A 23,461-nucleotide genomic window follows, 5' to 3' on the forward strand; every position below is an offset into this window, starting at 1 on the left:
TCAAACCTCGATCGTTTTCGGGCGGCGCCGTTCGAACCACATGATGATCATCAGTCGCGTCACGAAGATCGCGGTGAAGACCGACGTCAGAATGCCCAGGCCAAGCGTGATGGCAAAGCCGCGAACCGGGCCGCTGCCCATGGCGAACAGGATAACGGCGGTGATGAAGGTCGTGATGTTGGCATCCAGAATGGCCGACAGGGCCTTTTCATAGCCCAGGTCGATTGCCCGAGCGGGGCCTTTGGCCGATTTCAGCTCTTCTCGAATACGTTCGAAGATCAGCACATTGGCATCCACCGCCATACCGACCGTCAACACGATCCCGGCAATGCCCGGCAACGTCAGTGTCGCGCCAATCAGTGACAACAGCCCAAAGATCAGCCCGACGTTAATCAGCAAAGCGATGTTGGCGAAGATGCCGAAAAGACCATAGCTGAGCGCCATGAAGATCAAGACCGCTGCAAAAGCGACTGTGGTGGCGACCTTACCCGCGTCGATGCTGTCCTGGCCCAGTTCGGGGCCGATCGTACGTTCTTCGAGGAACTCAAGTCCCGCCGGCAGCGCGCCTGCACGCAGCAGAACAGCAAGGTTCGTGCTTTCTTCGACGGTGAAGTTGCCGGTGATGATGCCGGAACCGCCGGGGATATGGCTTTGGATCACCGGGGCCGAGATCACCTCGTCATCCAGCACGATCGCAAACGGAGCACCGATATTGTCGCGGGTGTAATCGCCGAATTTACGGGCGCCGGATGTGTTGAACCGGAAGCTGACCGCCGGGCGTCCGTTCTGATCGAAGGAAGGCTGCGCGTCGACCAATTCCTCGCCCGTCACGACGGGTGCGGATTCGATGGTGTAGTACACGCCGTTTTCGTCGATCGACGGCACGACCTCTTCACCGACGCCGGGCACGACGTCCGGATCGGTGCCGCGGGCCACGACCGGATTGAAGGTCAGTTGCGCCGTGGTACCAATGATGTCCTTCAACTCGCTGGCACTGCCGATCCCGGGCACCTGAATCAGGATCCGGTCGGTGCCCTGACGCTGGATGGTCGGCTCACGAGTGCCAACCTCGTCGATCCGGCGGCGCACGATTTCAAGTGCCTGACGCACCGTTCGATCATCCGAGGCCAGTTTCTCCGCCTCGGACAGTTTTACGATCAGGGTGTCGCCGTCGGCGCTGACTTCGATATCCGTGGCGCCGACCCCGGTCAGCGTCTGCACCTGACGGGCCAGCCCGCGCACCGCTTCCAGAGCGCTTGGCATTCCGTCCGGCTGGCTGATACGAACGCGAATCTCATCCGGGGCCGAGGGTTGACGGCGGATCGTTCCGACCGTCGCCCGTTCGTCCCGCAGGGCATCACGAACTTCGGGCCACATGGCCTCCATCCGCGTCTCGTAGACATCGCCAACCTGAACTTCGGCCAACAGATGCGCCCCACCGCGAAGATCAAGCCCCAGGTTGACCAATGACGACGGCAGCCAATCGGGCCATTGCCCCGCTTGCGCCTGCATCTCGGGCGTGTCGATGCCCAGTTCGATGGCGGCCTTGGCGTCGTTCGATTGTTCGACCCGCGTGTAAAACGCGTTCGGCAGGGCCATCAGCAGGCCAACCACGCAGACCAGCCAGATCAGGACCCGTTTCCAGGTATCAATTTGCAGCATTACCCTGCCTTTTCAGGAAGTTGCGACGCGAAATTACTTCGCCGGTTCGGTCTTGTTCAGCACCTGAGCGATGGTCGACTTGACCACACGAACCCGGACGCCGTCCGCGATCTCGACCTCGATCTCGTTTTCGCCTTCCTTGACCTTCGACACTTTGCCGATGAGGCCACCCTGAGTGACGACCTGATCGCCGCGGCGCACTGCCTCGACCATGGCCTGATGTTCCTTCATCTTCTTCTGCTGCGGACGGATCAGCAGGAAGTACATGATCGCGAAGATCAGGATGAGCGGGAGAAACTGGGCGATTGCGCCACCTTCCATGGGACATTCCTTTTTTCTTGAGGTCGCGGAGTGAGCACCGCGAATTTGCCGGGAAACTATGCCTTGAAATCAACCTTTGCAAGCGATGGCCGACTTGGCATGCCGTGCAACAGTGTCACGATCCCCGAAGATGATGAATTACACCGCAGATATCCACTAGGATGGTGCGGGGCTTTGGCTATAGTCAAAGTCAGGGAGGACCCATGCGGAGTATCGTCAAGGCCCCATTTCCATTGGGTGTTTTGCTGTCCATGCTGTTTGCGGCTTGGGCCTTTTCGGTGCCTGTCATGGCGCAGGATGCCCCGCAGGACGGACCCGAAGCCGACAGCGCCGCCGCCGAGACCTTCATGGCACCGGTCATCGTTGACGGCGACACCTTGTTCCACATTCGAGGCTCCAGCGCCCTGCCCGCGCCGGAAAGGGCCGAGAACATTCAGGACGCGATCATCAAGGTCGCCGAATCCTCGGATGCCACGGATGTCGACATCACCTATCAGGACACCGAGATAGGCACCCGCATTCTGGCGGACGGTCAGATGGTCACCATCGTCACCGAGGCCGATGCCGAGCTGGAGCAAATGGAACTGAGCGTCCTGACGGTCTTGCATGGCGACGCCATCCGGGACGCGATCATGGCTTACCGGGCAAACCGCACGGACGAGGCACGTGTGTCCGGTGCGATCGAAGCGGCGGCGTGGACGTTGGGGTTCATCGTCTTCGTCCTGGTGATCCTGTGGCTGCACAGGCGCATTCGGCGACGCACGCTGATCTTTGTCCGGCGATACCTTAGGGACGTGGAGGAAGCCACCGCGAAAAGTGTACAGGCCGAGGCGATTGCCGCACTGATCCGATACGGGCTGAATTTTGGCCTGCTGATCATCTTCTTTCTGGGTTTCTATTACTATCTGTCGTTCGTCCTGCTGGCATTTGCCGAGTCGCGGTACTTTGCGCAGCTGCTACTCACCTACCTGACCGAACCGGTTCTGCTGATCTTCCGGGGTATCCTCAGCTACATCCCGAACATGATCATGCTGGCGTTGATCGCCTGGGTGACGATGTACATCATCAAAGGCATGCGGGTGTTCTTCGACGCGGTCGAGGCCGGCACTTTCGACATGGGCGATTTCGAGAAACACTGGGTCAATCCCACGTTCAATATCGCGCGTGTCGTGGTGATCCTGATCGCCCTTGTCTTTGCGGTTCCCTACATTCCGGGCTCGGATTCGGCGGCCTTTCAGGGTCTGACCATCCTGGTTGGCGCAATGCTCTCTCTTGGCGCGAACTCGGTTGTCAGCAACATGCTGGCTGGACTGTTCGTAATCTATCGCCGGTCGACCTCGATCGGTGACCGCATCCAAATCGGTGAACACATCGGTGATGTGGTGCAGATCAAACTTATGGAAACCCACCTGAAGTCCATCAAGAACGAGCTGATCTCGATCCCCAACGCCCAATTGATGAACTCGGATGTGGTCAATTTTTCCAAGCAGACCGACGGCAAGGGCCTGCTTTTGCACACGACGGTCGGGATCGGCTATGAAGAGCCCCCCGAAAAGGTCGAAGCGATGCTGATCGAGGCAGCCCGTCGCACTGATGGGCTTCGCGCCCGCCCCGAGCCCTTTGTCCTGTGGACCGCGCTGGCCGACTACGCGATCAATTACCAGATCAACGCCTACACGACACGTGGCAACTCGATCCCGCGGATCAAGTCCGACCTGCACCGCAACATCGTTGAAGTGTTCAACGAGAACGGTGTTCAGATCATGACGCCGTCCTACGTTGCCGACCCTCCCGAGCCGAAGATCCCGCCCCATCCATGGGACGGTCGACTGGCACATGACACGGTTGAAGACACGGACAACTAGGCCGTTTTTCCAACCCGGTGCTACACCCTGCCCGTCAGATGGTGCATAAGCGGCCCTAGTGATTCATTTGCCAAGGATCTGACCTATGCACGACATCCGCGCAATTCGCGAAAACCCAGCAGCTTTCGACGCCGCGCTCGCGCGCCGGGGGGAAGCTCCGGTATCGTCAGACCTGCTGCGCCTGGATGAAAGCCGCCGGGCAAAGATCCTGGCAGCCGAAACGGCGCAGGCCGAACAGAACAAGGCCAGCAAGGAAGTCGGCGCAGCCAAGGCGCGCGGCGACGAAGCCGAGTTCGAGCGTCTTCGGGCACTTGTGGCCGAGAAAAAGGCCGAAATCGCCCGTATGCAGACCGAGGCCAAGGATATCGACGCCCTTCTGACTGACCAGTTGGTTCGCATCCCGAACCTGCCGGCCGAGGACGTACCCGACGGCAAAGACGAGAATGACAATGTCGAAGTTAAACGCTGGGGCACGCCGCGGGACTATGACTTTGAACCGAAAGAACACTTCGAGATCGCCTCGGTTCAGAACGGCATGGATTTCGAAACCGCGGCCAAACTGGCAGGATCTCGTTTCGTGCTGCTGTCGGGCGGTGTGGCGCGCATTCACCGGGCGCTCGCGCAGTTCATGCTGGATACGCATACCAATGAGAACGGTCTGACCGAAGTGAATGGTCCGGTTCTAGTGCTCTCCGAGATGATGCAGGGCACCGGCCAGCTGCCGAAGTTCGGCGAGGACAGCTACCAAACCCGCGAGGGGTGGTGGCTGATCCCGACGTCCGAAGTGTCGCTGACCAACATCGTCAACAATTGCGTCATCGAGGAAAGCTATCTGCCGCGCCGCTACACGGCACATTCGCTGTGCTTCCGCTCCGAGGCGGGCTCGGCCGGCAAGGACACGCGCGGCATGCTGCGCCAGCACCAGTTTGAAAAGGTCGAGATGGTCTCGGTCACGCATCCCGACAAATCGGACGACGAACAGCAGCGCATGCTGCGCTGTGCCGAAGGCATCCTGGAAAAGCTGGGCATTCCCTATCGTACCGTCGTCTTGTGCACCGGCGACATGGGGTTTGGCGCGCGCCGAACCTTCGACATCGAGGCCTGGCTGCCCGGCCAGAACACCTATCGCGAGATCAGCTCGGTTTCGACCTGCGGTGATTTCCAGGCCCGTCGCATGAATGCGCGCTTCCGGCCTGAGGGCGGTGGCAAACCTGAATTCGTGCACACGCTGAACGGATCAGGCTTGGCTGTGGGTCGCTGCTTGATCGCGGTCCTGGAAAACGGCCAGAACGCCGATGGCACCGTGACCTTGCCCGAGGTTCTTTCGCCGTATCTTGGCGGCAAGCTGACCCTGCAGGCTGACGGAACGCTGGCGTAACCTTTGGCGGTCACCCCAGCCGCGACCGCATTGCTTCAGATCAAGGCAAGGAAGTGACTACTTCTTTGCCTTTTTCTTGGCCTTCTTGTCCTTTTTGTCTTTCTTGGACTTACCGCCGGCCTTCTCTTTTTCCTTCTTGGATTTCTTGTCTTTTTTCGACTTGGCCTTGGATTTTATCTTTTCCTTCGCCTTCGAGATCGCCGCTTCCATCTCTTTCTTTTTCTTTGCTGCCTTTTCGGCCTTGGCTTTGGCCTTGGCCTTCTTCCGGGCCTTGGCCTCTGCTTCGGCTTTCTCGGCTGCCACCTTGGCCTCTGCGTCGGCCTTGCGCGCAGCAGCTGAGGTCCGAGATTGCGCCGTCTGGCGCGTTGGGGCCTTCGGTGGTCGGGTCTTGGCCACGGGTGCAGCGCCGGAGGTGGCCTGTTTGGCGGCGGCGATCAATCCGGGCGCCCGGCGCGCTCCGATACCGGGAACGGCGACCAGCACAGCCGGCTTGGCCCTAGCCAGGTCCTCGGCCGTCTTGAAGCCATTGTCGTTGAGAGCGCGGCCAAGTGCTTCTCCGATGCCGCGAATCTTGGTCACCGCTGTCATTCCAAAACTCCTAAACGATCCAACTTAAAAACTACGTCCGGTAGGCGGCAAGACAAGGCCTCGGTCTGCACAACCTTTGGAGAACCGCCTTTAACTGCCCCGTGCCAGCTCACCGGTTTCACCCTGTCGCGGAAAGGGAACCAGCCGCTTGGCATCTTCATCCCACAGCTTCAGGTTCAGCGCGGCCACCGCCTCGGGAAACTTGATCCGGCGGGGTGTGTATTCGGGTGGCAGGTTGTAGTGACAGGCGCGCAGCCGGTAGGACGGGATGCGCGCATTGAAATGGTGGATGTCATGCAGCGTGATGCAGGCGACCGCATTGTCAAACCACCATCCGAAATCCAGCGCTGACGAACCCTGAAGCGCCGCCAGCTGCGGGTCCAGATCCGGGCGGCGATCCCAGTAGGTGTCCTCAAAATTGTGCTGAAGATACACCAGAAACACACCCAGCATTCCGCCGAGAAACGAGAAGGCCAGCCAGACGAGTATGCCTGTCATGCCAGCAATCCAATACAACAGCCCTAGGAAAACCACGATGGACAAGTTGTGCAGCACGACCCCACGGACGCCGAACCGCACCGTGTTTTTGGGCCAGCGATAGCGGATGAAATACGTGAACAGGGCCCCGACCGGCACCAAGATGAAGGGATTGCGGTAAAGCCTGTAGAACAGACGGGTTTTCCAATCCGCTTCATTCCATTCCCGCAAGGTCATCGTGTTGATTTCACCGGTCTCCCGATGTTCAAGATTGCCGATGCCCGCGTGATGCAGATTGTGGTTCTGTTTCATCACCTCGAACGGAGCGAAGGTGAACGGCGACAGCACGTGGCCAGCCCATTCATTCTGCCGTCGGGTTTCGAACAGCGAATGATGACCGCAATCATGCTGAAGAACATAGAGACGCACTGCCGAAAAGGCGAACACGATCCCGGCCGGGATCATGATGAACCACCGATCCACATAGACGATCGCCAGCGTCAGCGATGCGAAATACACCACGAACGTCCCGAAATAGCTGAGCGCGGCCAGCCGGTTGTCCTGCACCGCGTACTGTCTCGTATATTCTCTCAGGTCCATCCAGCCCGCTCCCCACGATGGTCCGGTTCAATAGTCCTTGCGAAATTTTGCACGTCACAGGCACGCGCAAATCGCGCGCGAAATGAATGCACGCATGCGAATGCTAGCGCGATGCTTGGGGGCTGTCACGCCCCAAGCCCGAAAATGCTGAAAATTGGCGCAGTTACGCCTTGCCCTTGAGATGTTTGGCCAGCGCACCCGCGTTTTTCTTGCGGCGCCCCTTGTAGGGGTTCTTGTCCCCCTGCCCGCGCAGCGTCAGCCGGATCGGGGTTCCGGGCATGTCGAAATCCTCGCGCAGACCGTTGACCAGATACCGCGAGTAGCTTTCCGGCATCTTGTCCGGGTGCGAGCACATGACGACAAAACCCGGCGGGCGCGTCTTTGCCTGAGTCATATAGCGCAGCTTGATCCTGCGCCCCTGGGGGGCTGGCGGTGGGTGCTGCTCCAACATGGCGGTCAGCCAGCGGTTCAAGGCCGCGGTGGGAACCCGACGGTTCCACACATCGTGGGCGCGCAGGATCGCATCACGCAGCCGCTCCAACCCCCTGCCCGTCTTGGCCGACACGGTCACAAGAGGCGCGCCGCGCAGTTGGGGAAGCAGGCGTTCGAACGAGGTTTTGAGCTCGCGCAACTTCTCCTGCTTGTTATCCTCGACATCCCACTTGTTCACCGCGATCACCACGGCACGTCCTTCACGCTCGGCCAGATCGGCAATGCGCAGGTCCTGCTGCTCGAACGGGATCGCCGCATCCAGCAGGACAACCACGACTTCGGCGAACTTGACGGCGCGCAGGCCGTCCGACACCGAGAGTTTCTCGAGCTTTTCCTGTACCTTGGCCTTTTTGCGCATACCGGCGGTGTCAAAGATGCGCATGGGGGTGCCACCCCAGTCCAACTTCAGACTGATGGCGTCACGGGTAATGCCGGCCTCGGGACCGGTCAGAAGACGATCTTCCCCCAGGATCTTGTTGATCAGCGTGGACTTGCCCGCATTCGGACGCCCGACAACGGCCACCTGCAGCGGCTTGTCCGGCGTAATTGCAGGGGCTTCGCCTTCGGTTTCCCCATCCTCGTCCAGATCGATATCCGTTTGCGGAACGTCCTCTGGCTGCTTTTCTTCCATGGCGTCAGCCAAAGGCATCAACGCCGCATAAAGGTCAGTCATGCCTTCGCCATGCTCGCCCGAAAGGCGGATCGGCTCGCCCAGACCCAGGTTGTACGCCTCGAGCACACCGGCATCCGCCGCCGCCCCCTCGGCCTTGTTGGCCGCCAGGATCACATGCTTGGACCGCTTGCGAAGAATCTCGGCAAACATCTCGTCGGTCGGGGTCAGGCCCACACGGGCGTCGATCATGAACAGGCAGACATCGGCCATGTCCACGGCACGCTCGGTCAGGCGCCGCATCCGGCCCTGCAGGCTGTCGTCGGTGGCATCCTCCAGCCCGGCCGTGTCGATCACGGTAAAGCGCAAGTCACCCAGCCGCCCTTCGCCCTCACGCAGATCGCGGGTAACGCCGGGCTGGTCGTCCACCAGCGCAAGGCGCTTGCCCACAAGGCGATTGAACAGGGTGGATTTGCCCACATTGGGGCGCCCCACGATGGCGAGGGTCAAAGACATGATACTCAACTTTCAAGACTCAGACGCGTCCTTTAACGCATCTCGTCGTCAACGGAAAGCGTGCAGTTGCCCTTTGGTCGAAACCACGTAGAGGGTCTGGTTCGCAACCACCGGTGCCGTTGTCGCCCCACCCGGAACCTCGACCTGATGCACCAGCGTGCCGTCGACAGGGTTGTAGAACCGCAGATAACCGTCGTTCGAGCCGATGACGATGCGTCCACCCGCCATGATGGGGCCGTAATGCGCAAAGATCGGTCCGCGACGGTTGGGCTTGTCCTTGACGAAGCCCGGCAGGTCGATGGCCCAGACCACAGACCCGTCTGATACGTCCAACCGCACCAACTGGCTGCGGTCGCTGATCAGGAATACGCTGTTGCCGACCGGCCAGACGGTATCGACCGCGCCTTCGAAAGCGGTCCAGATCCGTTCGCCCGAGCTGGCGTCGAAGGCGACCGTGCGTCCTGAGTGGTTGCCGATGTAGATCGAATTTCCGGATACGATCGGGCCGCCCGTCACATCCACGATCTGCGCTGCGGCCCGCCCCCTGCGGCCGCCGGCGACCGACGCGTTCCAGCGACGGATACCGCCTTTGCGGAAAGCGGCCGCCACATCACCGGACCCAAACGCAAAGACTGCAAACTCGTTCGCCAATACCGGCGCCGGAGCTCCCAGGACATTGCCGACGCTGGGCGTGCCCTCGATCTGCCAGGCAATGCGCCCGTCCTTTGCATCAACCGCCCAGCCAGTCTGATCCCCCGCCACAAGGTAAAGCAGGCCGCCAGATACCAGCGGCGCTCCGCTACCGGTCGCGTTCAGTTTCTTTTGCCAGCGAATACCGCCGGTGCGCGCATCCAGAGCGGTCAGACGGCCGAAACCGGACGAAACGTACAACGTGTTGTCTGCATAGGCGATGCCGCCCCCGGTTGCCTGCTCTTCGCCATCCGTGGCCGGGACCAGGTTTGTGCTCCAGACCAGTTGCCCCTGAGGAGAAACCGCGGAAACGGTTGCCGCCGCGTCCAAGGTGTAGATTAGGCCACCTGCGACAACCGGATCAGCAGTGATCCTTTGTTTGCGCCCGTCGCCGGCCCCGATCGAGGTTGACCAGATGCGCTGCGGCGCGGGGCTGAGCGCCGCGTTGGTGGTACGGAAAGCCGCGGTTCCCGGGCTCTGCGACCATTCGGCATTGCGCTTTGCGGCCGGCAGGCTGATCGGTTTGGCACCGGTTGTCTGAACGGTTTCCAGATCCTGGGCCGGGCGGATGTCTTCACGCTCGCCCGGCAGGATCACTTCGGGTTCCTCGCAGGCGCTCAGCGCCGTCAGCGCCAGGGCTGCGACCGGCAAACCAAATCGGGAAAATAATCTTTTTTCCATGAAACTCCGAACTCGCCTGTCTTGGTTCACTGAAATGGGCCGCGTATCAACCCTGCTGTGCGGTGATCGGTTCGGGCGTTCCGCCCAGCGCGACGATCAATTGGGTTGCACGCTGCTGGATGTCGGCACTGACCTCTGCATCCTGACGGATGGCCTGCAGACGTTCCAGCGCGGCCTGAGTGTCACCATCGGTGAGGTCGATCAGGGCCAGTTGCTCCTCTGCCAACAGACGCAGCGGCGCGCCCGGAGCGGCCAGCGACTCGAACTGTTGCCGGAGCTCGGCGGCGGGCATGGTTTCGGACTGCAACAACAGGGCCTTGAATGCAGCGATCGAGCGGTAGATTTCCGGCAGATCACCCTGAACAGCAATCGCGTTCAGCTGTTCAACGGCCTGTTCGGCCGATCCCGACTCGGACAATGCGCCCGAGAGGAGAAAGCCCAAAACAGCCTGCTCGCCGGCCGAATTGGCCGTGACCTGCGCCAACGCACCGGCACGTGCGGAAGCGTCGTTCAGCTGCATCGCGGCCAGAATATCGTCGCCCAGCTTCTGCGCCTGACTGGCGTCGCGCGCCTTGCGATATTCATTGAAAGCCGCACCGCCCACGATCAGAACAACGGCCAGAACACCGACCCAGCCCCATCGACGCAGCTGCAGGTAAAGCCGGTCGCGGCGCACCTCCTCGGTGACCTCATCAATGAAACTGTCGACGTCGCTCATTCCTGCCCCCGGGCGTTGCATTCAGCTTTCTGGCGCCATGTCATACCCCGGCGCCATCAGCAAGCCAAGTACCCGAAATGCACAATTGCTCAGCGTCAGGGCGCTCTTGCGAAAAAAATCAAACCAAACTATTCAGTTCAGTATGGACTTCGCGCACGCACGCCCCCATGTCATTGCGTGCCCACCGGCATTTGTGCGGACATAATATTTTAAGGAGAATAGCGGCATGCGATTGATATCCCTCGTCAACGCCGTATTGGTCATCGTTGCATTGTATTTCGTGGTTTTCGAGCGCGATGCCCTGTTTGCATTTGCCGGTCGCGAAGATGCTGCGAGCCAGTCTGACGCCGGCGCTGAGGCAAACGACGCCTCGGCTGTGCAGGCCGTTGGGGTTGTTGCGTTGCGCTCCACTGCGCGCGAAATCGACAGCGCCGTTCTACTGCGCGGTGAAACCAAAGCAATCCGTCAGGTCGAAGTTCTGGCCGAAACCACGTCGACCGTCATTTCGGAACCCAAGCGCAAAGGCACCTTCGTCGAGGCCGGCGATCTGCTGTGCGAACTGGATCCCGGCTCACGCCCGGCACAGCTGGCCCAGGCCAAGGCCGCCAAGCTGGAGGCGGAAAGCCGTGTGCCCGAAGCCGAAGCACGACTGGAGGAAGCGCATGCGCGCGTTGCCGAAGCCGAAATCAACCTGACTGCCGCCCGTAAACTCTCGGAAACCGGCTTCGGCTCTGAAACCCGGCGGATCGCGGCTGAGGCCGAGATGAGCGCCGCCAAGGCCGGTATCAAGGCGGCCGAGGCCGAGTTGAAGGCCACCGAAGCCGGCATCGAGGCCGCAGAAGCGGCGGTTGCGGCTGCCGAACTGGAATTGGACCGCATCACCATCGAGGCCCCGTTTCAGGGCCTTCTGGAAAGCGATGCCGCCGAATTGGGCAGCCTGATGCAGCCCGGATCGCTGTGCGCGACCGTGATCCAGCTTGATCCGATCAAGCTGGTCGGCTTCGTTCCCGAAACCGAAGTGAACCGTGTCACCGTCGGCGCTCCGGCGCAGGCACAACTGGTGACCGGACTGCAGGTCGAGGGCCGTGTGACCTTCCTCAGCCGTTCGGCGGACGAAACCACCCGCACATTCGAGGTGGAAATCACCGTTCCGAACCCCGAGCTTCTGATCCGGGACGGGCAGACCGCAAGTATCCGCATCGCGGCCGAAGGCGCCAAGGCTCACCTGCTGCCGCAATCGGCGTTGACGCTGAACAATGAAGGTCAGCTGGGCGTTCGGACGGTCGGAGCCGGTAATGTGGTCGATTTCGTACCCATCCGCCTGTTGCGTGACACGGCCGACGGTGTATGGGTCGGCGGTCTTGCGGAAACCGTAGACATCATCGTGGTCGGACAAGAGTTCGTGACCGCCGGTGTGGTCGTAGCGCCCACCTACAAGGACGTTTCCCAATGACTGGCATAGTCAGCTGGGCCGCCGACAGGGCCCGAATGGTTCTGGCATTCATTGCCATCTCGCTGATCATCGGCGGGTTTGCCTATGTCAGCCTGCCCAAAGAAGGCGAGCCGGACATCGAGATTCCGGCCCTGTTCGTGTCGGTTCAGTTTCCGGGCATTTCGGCCGAAGACAGTGAAAACCTGCTGATCAAGCCGATGGAAACCGAGCTTGCGGATCTGGACGGCCTGAAGGAGATGACCGCCACCGCCGCCGAGGGCTATGCGGGGATCGCGCTTGAGTTCGACTTTGGCTGGGACAAGACAGCCATTACCGCTGACGTGCGCGACGCGATGAACAGTGCACAGGCCGACTTTCCCGAAGGCGCCGAGCAATACACGCTGACCGAGATCAACTTCTCGGAATTCCCGATCGTCATCGTGAACCTTTCGGGTGCCGTGCCCGAACGCACGATGGCGCGGGTCGCCAAGGACCTCCAGGATGAGCTAGAGGCGCTGGATTCGGTCCTTGAGGCCGGGATCGCCGGCAATCGCGATGAAATGCTGGAAGTGGTCATCGATCCGCTGCGGCTTGAGGCGTACAACGTCACCGCGGCCGAGCTGATCAACGTCGTGCAGAACAACAACCAGCTGATCGCCGCCGGTGAGGTCGAGACCGAACAGGGTGCGTTTTCGGTCAAGATTCCTTCGTCCTTCAAGACCGCACAGGATGTCTACGGACTGCCGATCAAGGTCAATGGCGACCGGGTCGTGACCTTGGGCGAACTGGCCGAGATCAACTACACCTTCGAAGACCGCGAAGGGACCGCCCGGTTCAACGGCGAACCGACCGTGGCGCTGCAGGTCGTCAAACGCAAGGGTTTCAACCTGATCGACACCGTGGCGCAGGTTAAAGAGACCGTCGCCAAGGCCGAGACCAAGTGGCCGGCCGAGCTGCAGGCTGCCGTGAATGTCGGCACGTCGAATGACCAGAGCCGCATCGTCGGCTCGATGGTCAGCCAGCTGGAAGGTTCGGTCCTGACAGCCATCGCGCTTGTGATGATCGTGGTACTGGCTTCGCTGGGTACACGTGCGGCACTCCTGGTGGGCTTCGCGATTCCGACCTCGTTCCTGCTGTGTTTCGCATTCCTCGCCATCATGGGGGTCAGCATCTCGAACATCGTCATGTTCGGCCTGATCCTGGCCGTGGGGATGCTGGTCGATGGCGCCATCGTGGTCGTGGAGTATGCCGACAAACGCATCAAGGAAGGCGTCGGCCCGATGCACGCCTATGTCGAGGCAGCCCAGCGGATGTTCTGGCCCATCGTCTCGTCAACCGCTACGACGCTGTGCGCCTTTCTGCCCATGCTGTTCTGGCCGGGCATTCCGGGTGAATTCATGGGGATGCTGCCGGTCACGCTGATCTTCGTTCTGTCGGCCTCGCTGATCGTGGCGCTGATCTACCTGCCGGTGATGGGCGGTGTCTCGGGCCGGTTGAGCCGCGTGTTCGACCGCAGCTCGGATTGGTTGCGCGCGCGGACGCCGTGGTGGGTGCGTGCCGTCTTGGTTCCGCCGTCGGTCTACATGATCTTCCTGGGCGCAATGCAGCTGCTGAACCCCACGTATCTGCTGCCGGAAGGCGCAGGCGGTGGGTTCTTGCTGGGCGCGGTTCTGTTCCTGTTCGGCGCCTTCGCCGGATCGGTCACGCTGAGCGCAGCCCGGATCGAACGCAAGCCGGACGAACGTGTCCACACGGCCAAGGAACATACTCCCTTCGGGTATGTCATCAAGTTCCTCGTCGGCAATCCGATCATGCCGATCGTCTCGATCGTAGCGGTGGGCTTCGCGGTGATGACGGTGATGACCATGTACGGTCAGAACAACCGCGGTGTTGAATTCTTCGTCGAAAGCGAGCCGGAACAGGCCACCGCCTATGTCCGCGCACGGGGCAACCTGTCGCTGGCCGAAAAGGACGCGCTGGTTTTCGAGGCCGAACAGGTGATCAGCCAGCATCCGGCAGTGATCAACGTGTTCTCGTTCGCCGGTGAAGGCGGCCTGAACCAGAACAACGGTGGGGCGCAGGCTCCGGCGGACACGGTGGGCCGCGTGCAGTTCGAGATCATCCCGTGGGAGGATCGCCCGAACGTGTCAGAACCTGTCGCAGGCGGATTGTTCGACAAGCACACCGTCGCGCCCGAGTATGACGGCGATTTCGTGATCGAGCAGTTGAACGCCGAACTGGCCAAGCTGCCGGGTTTCGTTGTCGAGATCCTGCCGCTGGAACAAGGTCCGGCCTCGGCTAAGCCCGTGCACCTGCGGATCAAGGGCGACAACTGGGATGACCTGACCGGCGCGACGCTGACCGCGCGCGAGGTGTTTGAAAACACCCCGGGACTGATCAAGATCGAGGACACCCTGCCCTTGCCCGGTATCGACTGGCAGATCGACGTCGACGTGGCCAAGGCAGGACGGTTCGGGGCCGACGTGGCAACCGTGGGCGCGATGGTGCAGTTGGTGACCCGTGGCATCCTGCTGGGCGAAATGCGCCCCGAAAGCGTGGATGAAGAGATCGAGATCCGCGTCCGCCTGCCCGATCAGGATCGGGTCCTGTCCACGTTGGATACGCTCAAGGTGCGTACTCCGGACGGGCTGGTGCCCTTGTCGAACTTCATCACCCGCAAACCGGTGGCAAAGCTGGCCGAAATCAACCGCGTGGATCAGGAGCGCTATTACGACGTCAAGGCCGACGTGGAGTCCGGCCTGAGCAAAGTGGTGATTGACACCCCGGACGGAGAACAGCGACTGGCCGTTGTACGCGAAGTGACCGAAGGCTCGGAACCTGAAGGTGCGACGATCAACGGTGCCGATGGTACGGCCTTTACTCTGGTTCAGCTGACCGGTGAGGACAGCTTGCAGGAGGTGCAGGCCGCTATTGATGACGGCGACGCCCGCCTGACGCTGATCAACCCGAACGAGCGGATCGCGGTATTGACCGAGTGGCTGGACACTCAGCCCTTTGCCAACACGATCACCTGGGAATGGACCGGAGACCAGGAAGACCAGGCCGAGAGCCAGGCCTTCCTCTCCAGCGCCTTTCTGGCCGCGCTGGGTCTGATGTTCGTGATCCTGTTGGCGCAGTTCAACTCGTTCTACAACTCGGTGCTGGTGCTGCTGGCGGTGGTTCTGTCCACCACCGGGGTGCTGATCGGGATGATGGTGATGCAACAGCCCTTCTCGATCATCATGACCGGCACCGGCATCGTGGCGCTGGCGGGGATCGTGGTGAACAACAACATCGTTCTGATCGACACCTATCAGGAATACAGCCGCTACATGCCCCGGATCGACGCCATCGTGCGCACGGCCGAGGCGCGGATCCGTCCGGTTCTGCTGACCACCCTGACCACGATGGCCGGCCTGACACCGATGATGTTCGGCCTGTCGCTGGACTTCATCAATGGCGGCTATTCCATCGACAGCCCCACCGCTCTGTGGTGGAAGCAGCTGGCGACGGCAGTGGTGTTTGGCCTGGGGATCGCCACGGTTCTGACGCTGATCGTGACGCCCTCGTTCCTGGCGTTGCGGGTGTGGGTGACCACCTATGCCATATGGCTGGGCAAACTGTTGGCCCGCGTGACCGCCGGCCGTTCCAGCCAGATCGCGCAGGATATGGCGATCGGAGACTCGGCCCGCCGGATGCAGGCGACGGAAATCGTCTGGACCGAGGATGAGGCTGCAGATGCCGAGGAAAGCCCGGGCGACACACCGGGGCATCCGCTCAAAGCGGCAGAGTAACAAAAAAAACGGGCCGGTACTGCCGGCCCGTTTTCATTTGAAACCCTAGCTGAAGCGGTTTCAGGCCGCCTGCGTATCCGATTGCTGGCGGTTCCACAGCTGGGCATAACGCCCTTCACGGCGCAGCAGTTCGTCGTGGGTGCCCTGCTCGATGATTTCGCCCTTTTCCAGAACGACGATCTGATCGGACTCGGCAATCGTGCTCAGGCGGTGGGCGATGGTGATCACCGTACGCCCCTCGCCGGCGCGGGCCAGGGCATCCTTGATGTCCTGCTCGGTGTCGGTATCCAGCGCGCTGGTGGCCTCGTCCAACAGAAGGATCGGCGGGTTCTTCAACAGCGTCCGCGCAATGCCCACGCGCTGCTTCTCGCCGCCAGAGAGCTTCAGGCCACGCTCTCCCACCTTGGTCTCGTACCCCTCGGGCAGAGAGATGATGAAGTCGTGGATTTGGGCGGCTTTTGCGGCGGCTTCGATCTCGGCCTGCGAGGCCCCCTCGCGGCCATAGGCGATGTTGTACCGTATAGTGTCGTTGAACAGCACTGTATCCTGCGGCACCACGCCGATGGCGGCGTGCAGGCTTTCCTGCGTCACGTCGCGCACATCCTGCCCGTCGATCCGCAACGCGCCCTGGGTCACGTCGTAGAACCGGAACAGCAACCGACCGATGGTGGATTTGCCCGAGCCGGTCGCGCCCACGATGGCCACGGTCTGCCCCCCCGGCACCACCAGAGAGACGCCGCGCAGGATCTCGCGGTCCGGGTCATAGCCGAAATGCACATCGTCCAGTTCGACCCGGCCTTCGGTAATCTGCAGCGGTTTGGCGTCTGGCTTGTCCCCTACCTCGGCCGGCTGCTCCAGCAGCTGGAACATCTGGCCCATATCAACCAAGGCCTGCCGGATCTCGCGATAGACGGTGCCCAGAAAGTTCAACGGCACGGTGATCTGGATCATGTAGGCGTTGACCATCACGAAATCACCCACCGTCAGCGATCCGTTCTGAACGCCGATCGCAGCCAAAACCATCACTCCGATCAGGCCACAAGTGATCAGGAAGGACTGTCCAAAATTCAGGAAGGCCAGCGAGTATGCCGTTTTCAACGCGGCCTGCGCATAGGCCTTCATCGACACGTCATATCGTTCAGCTTCGCGCCGTTCGGCGTTGAAATACTTGACGGTTTCGAAATTCAGCAGGCTGTCGATGGCGCGCTGGTTGGCCTCAGTATCCTGGTCATTCATCTCGCGCCGCAGCTTCACGCGCCATTCGGTGACCGTGAAGGTGAACCAGATGTACAGCGCGATGGTGACGGCCACCACGACCAGGTACCAGACGTCGAACAGCCACATCAGAACCACCGCCACCAGAAGCAGTTCAAGGATCAGAGGGCCGATCGAAAACAGGAGAAAGCGCAGCAGGAACTCCACGCCCTTGACCCCGCGCTCGATGATCCGGCTGAGGCCGCCCGTACGGCGGGTCACATGATAGCGCATCGACAGCTGGTGGATGTGCTGGAAGGTTTCCAGCGCCAGCGCCCGCAGCGCGCGTTGCCCCACCGGCGCGAACAGCGCATCGCGCAACTGCTGGAACCCCACCGTCATCATCCGCGCCACGCCATAGGCCACGGTCAGCCCTACGGCGCCCAGCGCCAAAGGCGGCACGCCCTCGCCCGCCAACGCGTCAACCGCGCCTTTGTACAGGATCGGCGTATAGACCGCGATCAACTTCGCCAGAACCAGCATGGCCATCGCGAAGACCACCCGCCGTTTGACCCACGACTCATCTTCGGGCCACAGGTACGGAGCCACTTTTCGGATAGTCAGCCAACCCGACTTGCGTTCGTCCATCTGTGGCATGTCTGCGGAATGCATAGGCGCAAGTCTTCTCATGTCTGACCCGGAAAGCTTCGAGGCCGGACGAAAACCCGGCCCCGCAAGACCTAAGCCTTTATTCCGGGATGGTGAAGACCTGGCCCGGATAAATCAGGTCGGGGTCGCGGATCAGGTCGCGGTTCGCATCGAACAGGCGGACATACAGAACACCGTCGCCAAAACGCTCTCGCGAGATCGCCCACAGGGTATCGCCCTTCTGCACGGTAACGGACCGGATCGGCGTGCTCTGGTCGGCGCCCGGCACCGCATCCTGCGCCTCGGCCGCCTGCAAAACTTCAACCGGTTCGCGCTTGAATGGCGTTTCCAGACGGCTCAGCACCGTTCCGTCCGTGTCGACTTCGTCAACGCGCAGGGTATAGACACCAGGATCGACTTCCTGGATTTCCCCGCGCCAATCACCGTCCTGCTCTGGCGTGATGTCGGCCACCAGCTTGTTGTTCAGATAGAGCCGAACCGCAGCACCCTCGGACACACGGCCGGACAATTGGACATCGCCAGCGTCGGAATAGCCGATCGTATCAAGCGAAACCTGCTCGGGCGACGCGTCTTCGGACGACGGCGACTGGACAAGCTCAACCCCTTCCTCACCGGACCGCAAAACGGCCACCTGCTGGCTTTCGCTGGATTGAGTCTCGGTCGTGGCCTCGGGTGAGGTTGCTTCTTCGTCCTGCGCCCCGGAAACGGTCTCGTCCGCTTGCGCGACCTCGGTGTCCTCTGCGACTGCGGCCGCAGACGGCTGTTCCGCCGTTTCATCCTGCGCTTCGGTGTCCGTGCTGGCGACTTGCTCGTCCTTAGCGGGTGGCGCAGGCGGCTTGGGCAACGCGGCAATCAGATAGTCATCCGATTGCGCAGACCGGGTACCGTCACCGGCTTCAAGAACCAGACCTCGCGCGGCCTCGCTGAAGGGGATGGTGACGAACTCGGCGAACTGGCCGCTGCCATCGACAGTGAAGCTGTGGATCGGCTCGCCATCCAGCAGGATACGAATTTGACTGCCCGGGTCGCCTTTGCCGGACAGCAGCGCATTGCCGTCAGGCTCCACGAATATCTGGTCGAGCGTAGGAGCAGTTGCGGCCGCGTTAGCCTCGGGTGTGGGAGCAGCCTCTGCCGGCTGTTCTTCAACCGTCGCGTCCTGCGCAGTCTGCTCGTCAGTCGCAGTTTTCTCTTCGGCTTCCGGCGCGGTTGCTTCTTCGGTCTCGGTCGAGGTCTGAACCTCGTCCGCGTTGTCAGGTTCCGCAACGACCTGCGAGTCCTCTGCATCCGGGCTTGGTGCCGGTGCAGCGGCTGGCTCAGTCGTCTCTTCGCTGGCGCTTTCGGCGACGGCCTCTTCCGTAGTGGACTGTTCAGACTGCGGCGCAGGACCGAAGACACCCGAAAGATACAAGCCCCCGGCGCCAATCACAGCCAAGATACCCGCAAGGATACCCCAGACGAATGCACCCGACCTACCGCTTCCCGATTTGGCGTCCATGTTTTTTCCTTCACTCCGCAGCGCAAATGCCTTGACTCAAAAGCTTTCCGCCGAACGGTTGAGCCAATTTACCAATCCCGCTATCACGGGTCAAAACCTCTGACACAACCCCGGAGTCGCTGTTTGATGTCCCAGAAATCGATCTGTGTGTATTGCGGGTCACGCAATGGCGCGAATTCGGCCTACACAAAGGCCGCAGGCACCTTTGGACGGCTGCTGGCCGCCGAAGGCTGGCGGCTGGTCTACGGTGCGGGTGACGTGGGCCTGATGGGCGAAGTCGCCCGGGCCACGCAAGCGGCCGGAGGCGAAACCTTCGGCGTGATACCGGTTCATCTGCTCCGGCGGGAAGTGGGAAAAACAGATCTGACGCGTTTCGTGGTCACCGAAACGATGCACGAGCGCAAGAAAGTCATGATCATGAATGCGGATGCCGTGGTCGTGCTGCCCGGCGGACCCGGGTCGTTGGACGAGTTGTTCGAGGCACTGACCTGGCGCCAGTTGGGCCTGCATGACAAACCCATTCTGGTGATGAATGTGGACGGATACTGGGACGCGCTTCACACGCTTTTGGATCAGGTGATCGACGCAGATTTTGCGGATGCCTCCTTGGCCCGTTTCATTACCTGGGTCGACGACGCCGAGTCCGCGATGGACGAATTGCGCAAGTTATTGAAATAATAGGCGTCACGGGCGGCTTCCCCGCCCGTGAGTCCCGAACTAGCTAGATCATGCGGTCGAGGTGCGCAGTTGGCGTTGCAGCACCTTTTCGACCTTGTGCAGTGGATGATTGGTCAGGGTCTTGTCGACTTCGGCTACGACTTTGGCCAGAACTTCGCTGTGAAGGCGCCGGCGCAGCAGGCCCAGGACCTGTGGGCTGGCAACCAGAACAAGCCGCTTGTACGCGCCCTTCAGCCCTTTTTTGTTGAGCAGGTTGGCCACATCCTGGACGAACAGGGATTTGGCGTGAGTGCGCCAGGTGTCTTCCTCCACCGCAGATTTCTGGTTCGGCCCGGTATCATTTCGCCGTCCCGCCCGATCCGAGGGCTTGCTCCGCGCGGCGAGATGATCATGTTCCTCAACCGATACGACCACCAAATTGGGGTTCTCGGCATCCGTCACGTTTTCAGTAAACAGTGCTTTTTCCCCGTCGGCGATGATGACCCAAGTACCCTGTGCAAGTGCGACCATTGCGATCTCCTGTTGTGGTTTTCGTGGCCGTCCTCCGCCCTAACAAGAACAGCCAACACCTTGCACCCACGGCACAATTCGGCAGCTATTCCCTCATTGTTTTGGTTTTGGCGGTTCTCTCCTCCCGCAACTATCAGCTAATCACTCTTTGGCGTCTTGCAACGGCGCATGCGCGCAAAAGTTGACGTGTCGGCAAGTTTCCACCCGAAGCGCGGATCAGGCCGAAATTTCGACAAGCGTAATCTCGGGTGTAACACCAAACCGGACCGGAAGGATCGAGCACCCAATGCCGCCGGAAACTACCAGATCCTTTCCACCTTCGCGCACCGGGCCGTAGGCATAGCGATTGCCAAACAGCGAGGGCACCACGGGCGACCACCCAAACAGTCTGATTTGCCCACCATGCGTGTGACCGGACAGTGTCAAGGCAACGCGATCTGGCACTTGGGGAAATATGTCCGGTTCATGCGCCATCAGGATGACGGGCGCGTCATCGGTAATCTGCCGCAACGTGCCGGACAGATCGTCCAGGCCGCGGTATCGCCCATTGCCCTCCACGATCGCCAGTTGGTCTTCGAGGCCTGCCAGCCAGATTCCCGGACCATCCAGTTTCTGCGCAGAATTGGACAGGACCGGGATGCCACTCGCAGCCAATGCATCGGCATATAAGTTGGGCCCACCGCCCCGGCGTTGCGCGGCCGTATCATCCCACCAGTCATGGTTTCCCAGAACCGCGAAAACCCCGTGGCGCGCGGTCAGCTCGGCAAGAACCGCGGTGATGTCCGCCATCGCGACAGGTTTCGAAACCATCCTGTGGCTGGCGGTGAAATCCCCCAGCAGCAAGACCAGATCGGCATCCAGCGCATTTGTGCGCCTTATGACCTGCTTGATACGCTTCAGGGTAACGAATGGCTCGCCGGCATGTAGGTCGGCGATGACCGCGATCCGCAGCGGAGGTGCCGTCCAGTCCGCGCGCTTTAGCTTCCATTTGCGAACCCGCAGCCGCATAGCCGGTTCGATAAAGAACCCGTACAGCGAAACAACAAGGCCTGCCAGCGTCACCGCCAGCAGGCCCTTGATAAACCCTCGTCGGGTCAAGAGTTACATCCGCGATGCAACGTTTTCCCAGTTCACCAGGTTGTCGAGGAAGTTCGACAGGTAAGCCGGGCGCTTGTTGCGGAAGTCAATGTAGTAGGAGTGCTCCCACACGTCGCAACCCAGAAGCGCCGTCTGGCCGAAGCACAGCGGGTTCACGCCGTTTTCGGTTTTGGTAACCGCCAGCGAACCGTCGGCGTTCTTGACCAGCCACGCCCAGCCCGAACCGAACTGACCGGCACCGGCCGCGCTGAACTGCGATTTGAATTCCTCGACCGAACCGAAGCTTTCAACCAACGCCTTTTCCAGCTCGCCCGGCATCTTGGACTCGCCCGGCCCCATCATTTCCCAAAACTGGTTGTGGTTCCAAAGCTGGCTGATGTTGTTGAAGATCCCGTTCTGTGCGACGGCCGACTTGTCATAAGTGCCGACGATGATCTCTTCCAGCGACTTGCCGTCCCACTCGGTCCCGGCGATCAGCTTGTTGCCGTTGTCGACATAGGCCTTGTGGTGCAGATCATGGTGATATTCCAGCGTTTCCGCCGACATGCCCTTGGCTGCCAGCGCGTCATGTGCATAAGGAAGATCAGGAAGTTCAAAAGCCATCTCGGCCCCCTGTAAATTTGTGTTGCGTTCCCAAGGTTAAATGCTTTGGCAACCGCCGCAGGTCAAGGCCCGAGCGCAGAAAACCCGGAGGTCCGCGATGCTGACGCAGGCGCGCAAGATGTTCTACCGCGCCCGCGGTCATTGTGCAGGCAACCTGAACGGCGAGCCGTTCCGGCTGGACCCCTACCATTCGAAATTCTGGCGCAAGGCCTCAAGCGGCGCGTGGGAGCCCGAGACTTTCGCGGTCCTGGACCAGCACCTGTCGCCCGACCGCGACTATCTGGACATCGGCGCCTGGATCGGGCCCACGGTTCTTTATGGCGCGCGCAAAGCCCGACATGTCTGGTGTTTCGAACCCGACCCCACCGCCTTTCGCCATCTGGCTTGGAACCTCGACCTGAACGACATCCGCAATGCCTCGGCCTTCGGTGTCGCGCTGTCCGACCGGTTCGGCGTGGCGCGCATGGCTTCAGTCAGGGGCGAGCGCGGCGACTCGACCAGTTCGCTGCTGCATGACGGCGCGCATGGAACCGATGCCCTGACCATCATCTGGGACCAGTTCGCCACAGCGACGGACCTGACAGGCATTTCGCTGGTCAAAATGGATATCGAAGGGGCGGAGTTTGCGGTGCTGCCGACGCTCGCCGACTGGCTGCGGGAGCAGAAGCCAGCCCTGTATCTGTCGCTGCACGCGCCCCTGCTGGGCGAAAACAATCGCGCCGAACAGGTCGAAGCCCTGCTTGCGACGTTGTCTTTCTACTCGAACATGCACGATGAAGCCGGGCGCCCAATCTCGGCCCAGGACTTGCTGAGCCCGAGCGCCTTGACCCAGTACCGCAGCGTCCTGTTCACGGAATAGAGTTCCGTCACGGAAACTCTACGCAAACGAGAGTTTGCCCTTGAACACCCGACGACGCAGTGTTCATTTTCCTGTATTGATCATTGAAATTACAGGAAAATTGACTTGCGACTTATTCCATTTCTCGCCGCGGCCCTGACAGCACAGGCGGCTGCCGCATCCCCCACGGCTTACAAGTGCACGATTACGAAAAAGGATAGCCACGGCTGGGTTGCACCCGAATATGCCTTTCAAATCGACCCCGAGGCCGGCACGGCCCAAGCCGCCAGCAACTACCATGACTGGACCAACGCGCAGCTTCGGGATCGTGGGTCCAAGGGCTATCGGATGATCTGGAACGTGACGCTCAAAAGCACCGAAGGTCAGGCCATTCGCATGCGCTATCAGGCGAATCTTGCGGCAGATGGCGGGCTGAAGGTGAGCGGCAGTTTCGTGAATGTCGGGGCATCGAACAAACCTTACGGAACCGGCAGATGCGAGGCCTTCAAATAATGAAAAGCCCCGGTGATGTCCGGGGCTTGCTCTTTCTGC

Annotated in this window: 19 protein-coding genes; 7 read left to right on the forward strand and 12 right to left on the reverse strand. The window is 60.9% G+C overall.

Going from position 1 to position 23,461, the window contains the following annotated elements:
- Positions 1 to 1,662, reverse strand: a complete 1,662-nt coding sequence (gene secD / locus AC2FML_RS04755; protein ID WP_496782206.1) for a protein translocase subunit SecD — start codon at positions 1,660 to 1,662, stop codon at positions 1 to 3.
- A 33-nt stretch (positions 1,663 to 1,695) separates the two neighbouring features.
- Positions 1,696 to 1,983: a preprotein translocase subunit YajC gene (yajC, locus tag AC2FML_RS04760; RefSeq protein ID WP_093962445.1), complete on the reverse strand. Its 288-nt coding sequence runs from the start codon at positions 1,981 to 1,983 to the stop codon at positions 1,696 to 1,698.
- A 203-nt stretch (positions 1,984 to 2,186) separates the two neighbouring features.
- On the opposite strand from yajC, the gene AC2FML_RS04765 reads away from it, so the two are divergent.
- Together AC2FML_RS04765 and serS are read left to right on the forward strand one after the other, a co-directional pair.
- Positions 2,187 to 3,848: a mechanosensitive ion channel family protein gene (locus AC2FML_RS04765; RefSeq protein WP_496782207.1), complete on the forward strand. Its 1,662-nt coding sequence runs from the start codon at positions 2,187 to 2,189 to the stop codon at positions 3,846 to 3,848.
- 85 nt (positions 3,849 to 3,933) lie between these two features.
- On the forward strand, positions 3,934 to 5,226 hold the full coding sequence (serS, locus tag AC2FML_RS04770; protein WP_170358697.1) for a serine--tRNA ligase: 1,293 nt from the start codon (positions 3,934 to 3,936) through the stop codon (positions 5,224 to 5,226).
- A 57-nt stretch (positions 5,227 to 5,283) separates the two neighbouring features.
- Here the strand turns inward: serS and AC2FML_RS04775 are convergent, their stop codons facing one another.
- The 5 genes from AC2FML_RS04775 to AC2FML_RS04795 form a co-directional block, all read right to left on the reverse strand.
- A complete protein-coding gene (locus tag AC2FML_RS04775) occupies positions 5,284 to 5,814 on the reverse strand; it encodes a helix-hairpin-helix domain-containing protein (RefSeq protein ID WP_496782209.1) in 531 nt (176 codons plus the stop codon).
- A gap of 90 nt (positions 5,815 to 5,904) precedes the next feature.
- On the reverse strand, positions 5,905 to 6,891 hold the full coding sequence (locus AC2FML_RS04780) for a fatty acid desaturase (protein ID WP_496782211.1): 987 nt from the start codon (positions 6,889 to 6,891) through the stop codon (positions 5,905 to 5,907).
- Between the two features lie 163 nt (positions 6,892 to 7,054).
- Positions 7,055 to 8,509 carry a ribosome biogenesis GTPase Der gene (gene der / locus AC2FML_RS04785; protein WP_170338000.1) on the reverse strand — a complete coding sequence of 485 codons (1,455 nt, stop codon included), beginning with the start codon at positions 8,507 to 8,509 and terminating at the stop codon, positions 7,055 to 7,057.
- Between the two features lie 48 nt (positions 8,510 to 8,557).
- On the reverse strand, positions 8,558 to 9,880 hold the full coding sequence (locus tag AC2FML_RS04790; protein ID WP_170358689.1) for a PQQ-like beta-propeller repeat protein: 1,323 nt from the start codon (positions 9,878 to 9,880) through the stop codon (positions 8,558 to 8,560).
- Positions 9,881 to 9,926: 46 nt separating this feature from the next.
- On the reverse strand, positions 9,927 to 10,598 hold the full coding sequence (locus AC2FML_RS04795) for a hypothetical protein (protein WP_496734521.1): 672 nt from the start codon (positions 10,596 to 10,598) through the stop codon (positions 9,927 to 9,929).
- A 226-nt stretch (positions 10,599 to 10,824) separates the two neighbouring features.
- On the opposite strand from AC2FML_RS04795, the gene AC2FML_RS04800 reads away from it, so the two are divergent.
- Together AC2FML_RS04800 and AC2FML_RS04805 are read left to right on the forward strand one after the other, a co-directional pair.
- Complete coding sequence (locus AC2FML_RS04800) at positions 10,825 to 12,051, forward strand: efflux RND transporter periplasmic adaptor subunit (RefSeq protein WP_170431999.1); 1,227 nt, start codon at positions 10,825 to 10,827, stop codon at positions 12,049 to 12,051.
- Entirely contained in the window at positions 12,048 to 15,824 is a 3,777-nt protein-coding gene (locus tag AC2FML_RS04805; RefSeq protein WP_496782213.1) for an efflux RND transporter permease subunit, read from the forward strand. The genes AC2FML_RS04800 and AC2FML_RS04805 overlap by 4 nt, the downstream gene beginning before the upstream one ends.
- A gap of 60 nt (positions 15,825 to 15,884) precedes the next feature.
- Here AC2FML_RS04805 and AC2FML_RS04810 read toward each other — a convergent pair whose 3' ends face one another.
- Together AC2FML_RS04810 and AC2FML_RS04815 are read right to left on the reverse strand one after the other, a co-directional pair.
- Positions 15,885 to 17,690, reverse strand: coding sequence for an ABCB family ABC transporter ATP-binding protein/permease (locus AC2FML_RS04810; protein ID WP_496782215.1), 1,806 nt, complete (start codon positions 17,688 to 17,690; stop codon positions 15,885 to 15,887).
- 76 nt (positions 17,691 to 17,766) lie between these two features.
- Positions 17,767 to 19,182 (reverse strand): LysM peptidoglycan-binding domain-containing protein, encoded by a 1,416-nt coding sequence (locus AC2FML_RS04815; protein ID WP_496782217.1) that lies wholly within the window; start codon positions 19,180 to 19,182, stop codon positions 17,767 to 17,769.
- A gap of 126 nt (positions 19,183 to 19,308) precedes the next feature.
- On the opposite strand from AC2FML_RS04815, the gene AC2FML_RS04820 reads away from it, so the two are divergent.
- Positions 19,309 to 19,860, forward strand: a complete 552-nt coding sequence (locus tag AC2FML_RS04820) for an LOG family protein (RefSeq protein WP_496782218.1) — start codon at positions 19,309 to 19,311, stop codon at positions 19,858 to 19,860.
- 48 nt (positions 19,861 to 19,908) lie between these two features.
- On the opposite strand, the gene AC2FML_RS04825 is transcribed toward AC2FML_RS04820, so the two are convergent.
- From AC2FML_RS04825 to AC2FML_RS04835, 3 genes are all read right to left on the reverse strand, one after another.
- Positions 19,909 to 20,370: a host attachment family protein gene (locus AC2FML_RS04825; protein ID WP_170338489.1), complete on the reverse strand. Its 462-nt coding sequence runs from the start codon at positions 20,368 to 20,370 to the stop codon at positions 19,909 to 19,911.
- Positions 20,371 to 20,586: 216 nt separating this feature from the next.
- Positions 20,587 to 21,468: a metallophosphoesterase gene (locus AC2FML_RS04830; protein WP_496734513.1), complete on the reverse strand. Its 882-nt coding sequence runs from the start codon at positions 21,466 to 21,468 to the stop codon at positions 20,587 to 20,589.
- Positions 21,469 to 21,471: 3 nt separating this feature from the next.
- Positions 21,472 to 22,071, reverse strand: a complete 600-nt coding sequence (locus AC2FML_RS04835; RefSeq protein WP_093962459.1) for a superoxide dismutase — start codon at positions 22,069 to 22,071, stop codon at positions 21,472 to 21,474.
- A gap of 97 nt (positions 22,072 to 22,168) precedes the next feature.
- Between AC2FML_RS04835 and AC2FML_RS04840 the strand changes: the two genes are divergently transcribed.
- Positions 22,169 to 22,930, forward strand: coding sequence for an FkbM family methyltransferase (locus AC2FML_RS04840; RefSeq protein ID WP_170438832.1), 762 nt, complete (start codon positions 22,169 to 22,171; stop codon positions 22,928 to 22,930).
- 105 nt (positions 22,931 to 23,035) lie between these two features.
- On the forward strand, positions 23,036 to 23,422 hold the full coding sequence (locus AC2FML_RS04845) for a hypothetical protein (RefSeq protein WP_170438830.1): 387 nt from the start codon (positions 23,036 to 23,038) through the stop codon (positions 23,420 to 23,422).
- The last annotated feature ends 39 nt before the right edge of the window (positions 23,423 to 23,461 follow it).

Source organism: Ruegeria sp. BHSC029, from assembly GCF_059613085.1.

Bases quoted from the DNA above. Each gene is read 5' to 3' on its own strand.
- secD (WP_496782206.1), bottom strand. From the start codon at position 1,662: ATGCTGCAAATTGATACCTGGAAACGGGTCCTGATCTGGCTGGTCTGC.
- AC2FML_RS04805 (WP_496782213.1), top strand. From the start codon at position 12,048: ATGACTGGCATAGTCAGCTGGGCCGCCGACAGGGCCCGAATGGTTCTG.
- AC2FML_RS04815 (WP_496782217.1), bottom strand. From the start codon at position 19,182: ATGGACGCCAAATCGGGAAGCGGTAGGTCGGGTGCATTCGTCTGGGGT.
- serS (WP_170358697.1), top strand. From the start codon at position 3,934: ATGCACGACATCCGCGCAATTCGCGAAAACCCAGCAGCTTTCGACGCC.
- AC2FML_RS04810 (WP_496782215.1), bottom strand. From the start codon at position 17,690: ATGCATTCCGCAGACATGCCACAGATGGACGAACGCAAGTCGGGTTGG.
- AC2FML_RS04820 (WP_496782218.1), top strand. From the start codon at position 19,309: ATGTCCCAGAAATCGATCTGTGTGTATTGCGGGTCACGCAATGGCGCG.
- yajC (WP_093962445.1), bottom strand. From the start codon at position 1,983: ATGGAAGGTGGCGCAATCGCCCAGTTTCTCCCGCTCATCCTGATCTTC.
- AC2FML_RS04775 (WP_496782209.1), bottom strand. From the start codon at position 5,814: ATGACAGCGGTGACCAAGATTCGCGGCATCGGAGAAGCACTTGGCCGC.
- AC2FML_RS04840 (WP_170438832.1), top strand. From the start codon at position 22,169: ATGCTGACGCAGGCGCGCAAGATGTTCTACCGCGCCCGCGGTCATTGT.
- AC2FML_RS04790 (WP_170358689.1), bottom strand. From the start codon at position 9,880: ATGGAAAAAAGATTATTTTCCCGATTTGGTTTGCCGGTCGCAGCCCTG.
- AC2FML_RS04835 (WP_093962459.1), bottom strand. From the start codon at position 22,071: ATGGCTTTTGAACTTCCTGATCTTCCTTATGCACATGACGCGCTGGCA.
- AC2FML_RS04780 (WP_496782211.1), bottom strand. From the start codon at position 6,891: ATGGACCTGAGAGAATATACGAGACAGTACGCGGTGCAGGACAACCGG.
- AC2FML_RS04765 (WP_496782207.1), top strand. From the start codon at position 2,187: ATGCGGAGTATCGTCAAGGCCCCATTTCCATTGGGTGTTTTGCTGTCC.
- AC2FML_RS04825 (WP_170338489.1), bottom strand. From the start codon at position 20,370: ATGGTCGCACTTGCACAGGGTACTTGGGTCATCATCGCCGACGGGGAA.
- der (WP_170338000.1), bottom strand. From the start codon at position 8,509: ATGTCTTTGACCCTCGCCATCGTGGGGCGCCCCAATGTGGGCAAATCC.
- AC2FML_RS04800 (WP_170431999.1), top strand. From the start codon at position 10,825: ATGCGATTGATATCCCTCGTCAACGCCGTATTGGTCATCGTTGCATTG.
- AC2FML_RS04795 (WP_496734521.1), bottom strand. From the start codon at position 10,598: ATGAGCGACGTCGACAGTTTCATTGATGAGGTCACCGAGGAGGTGCGC.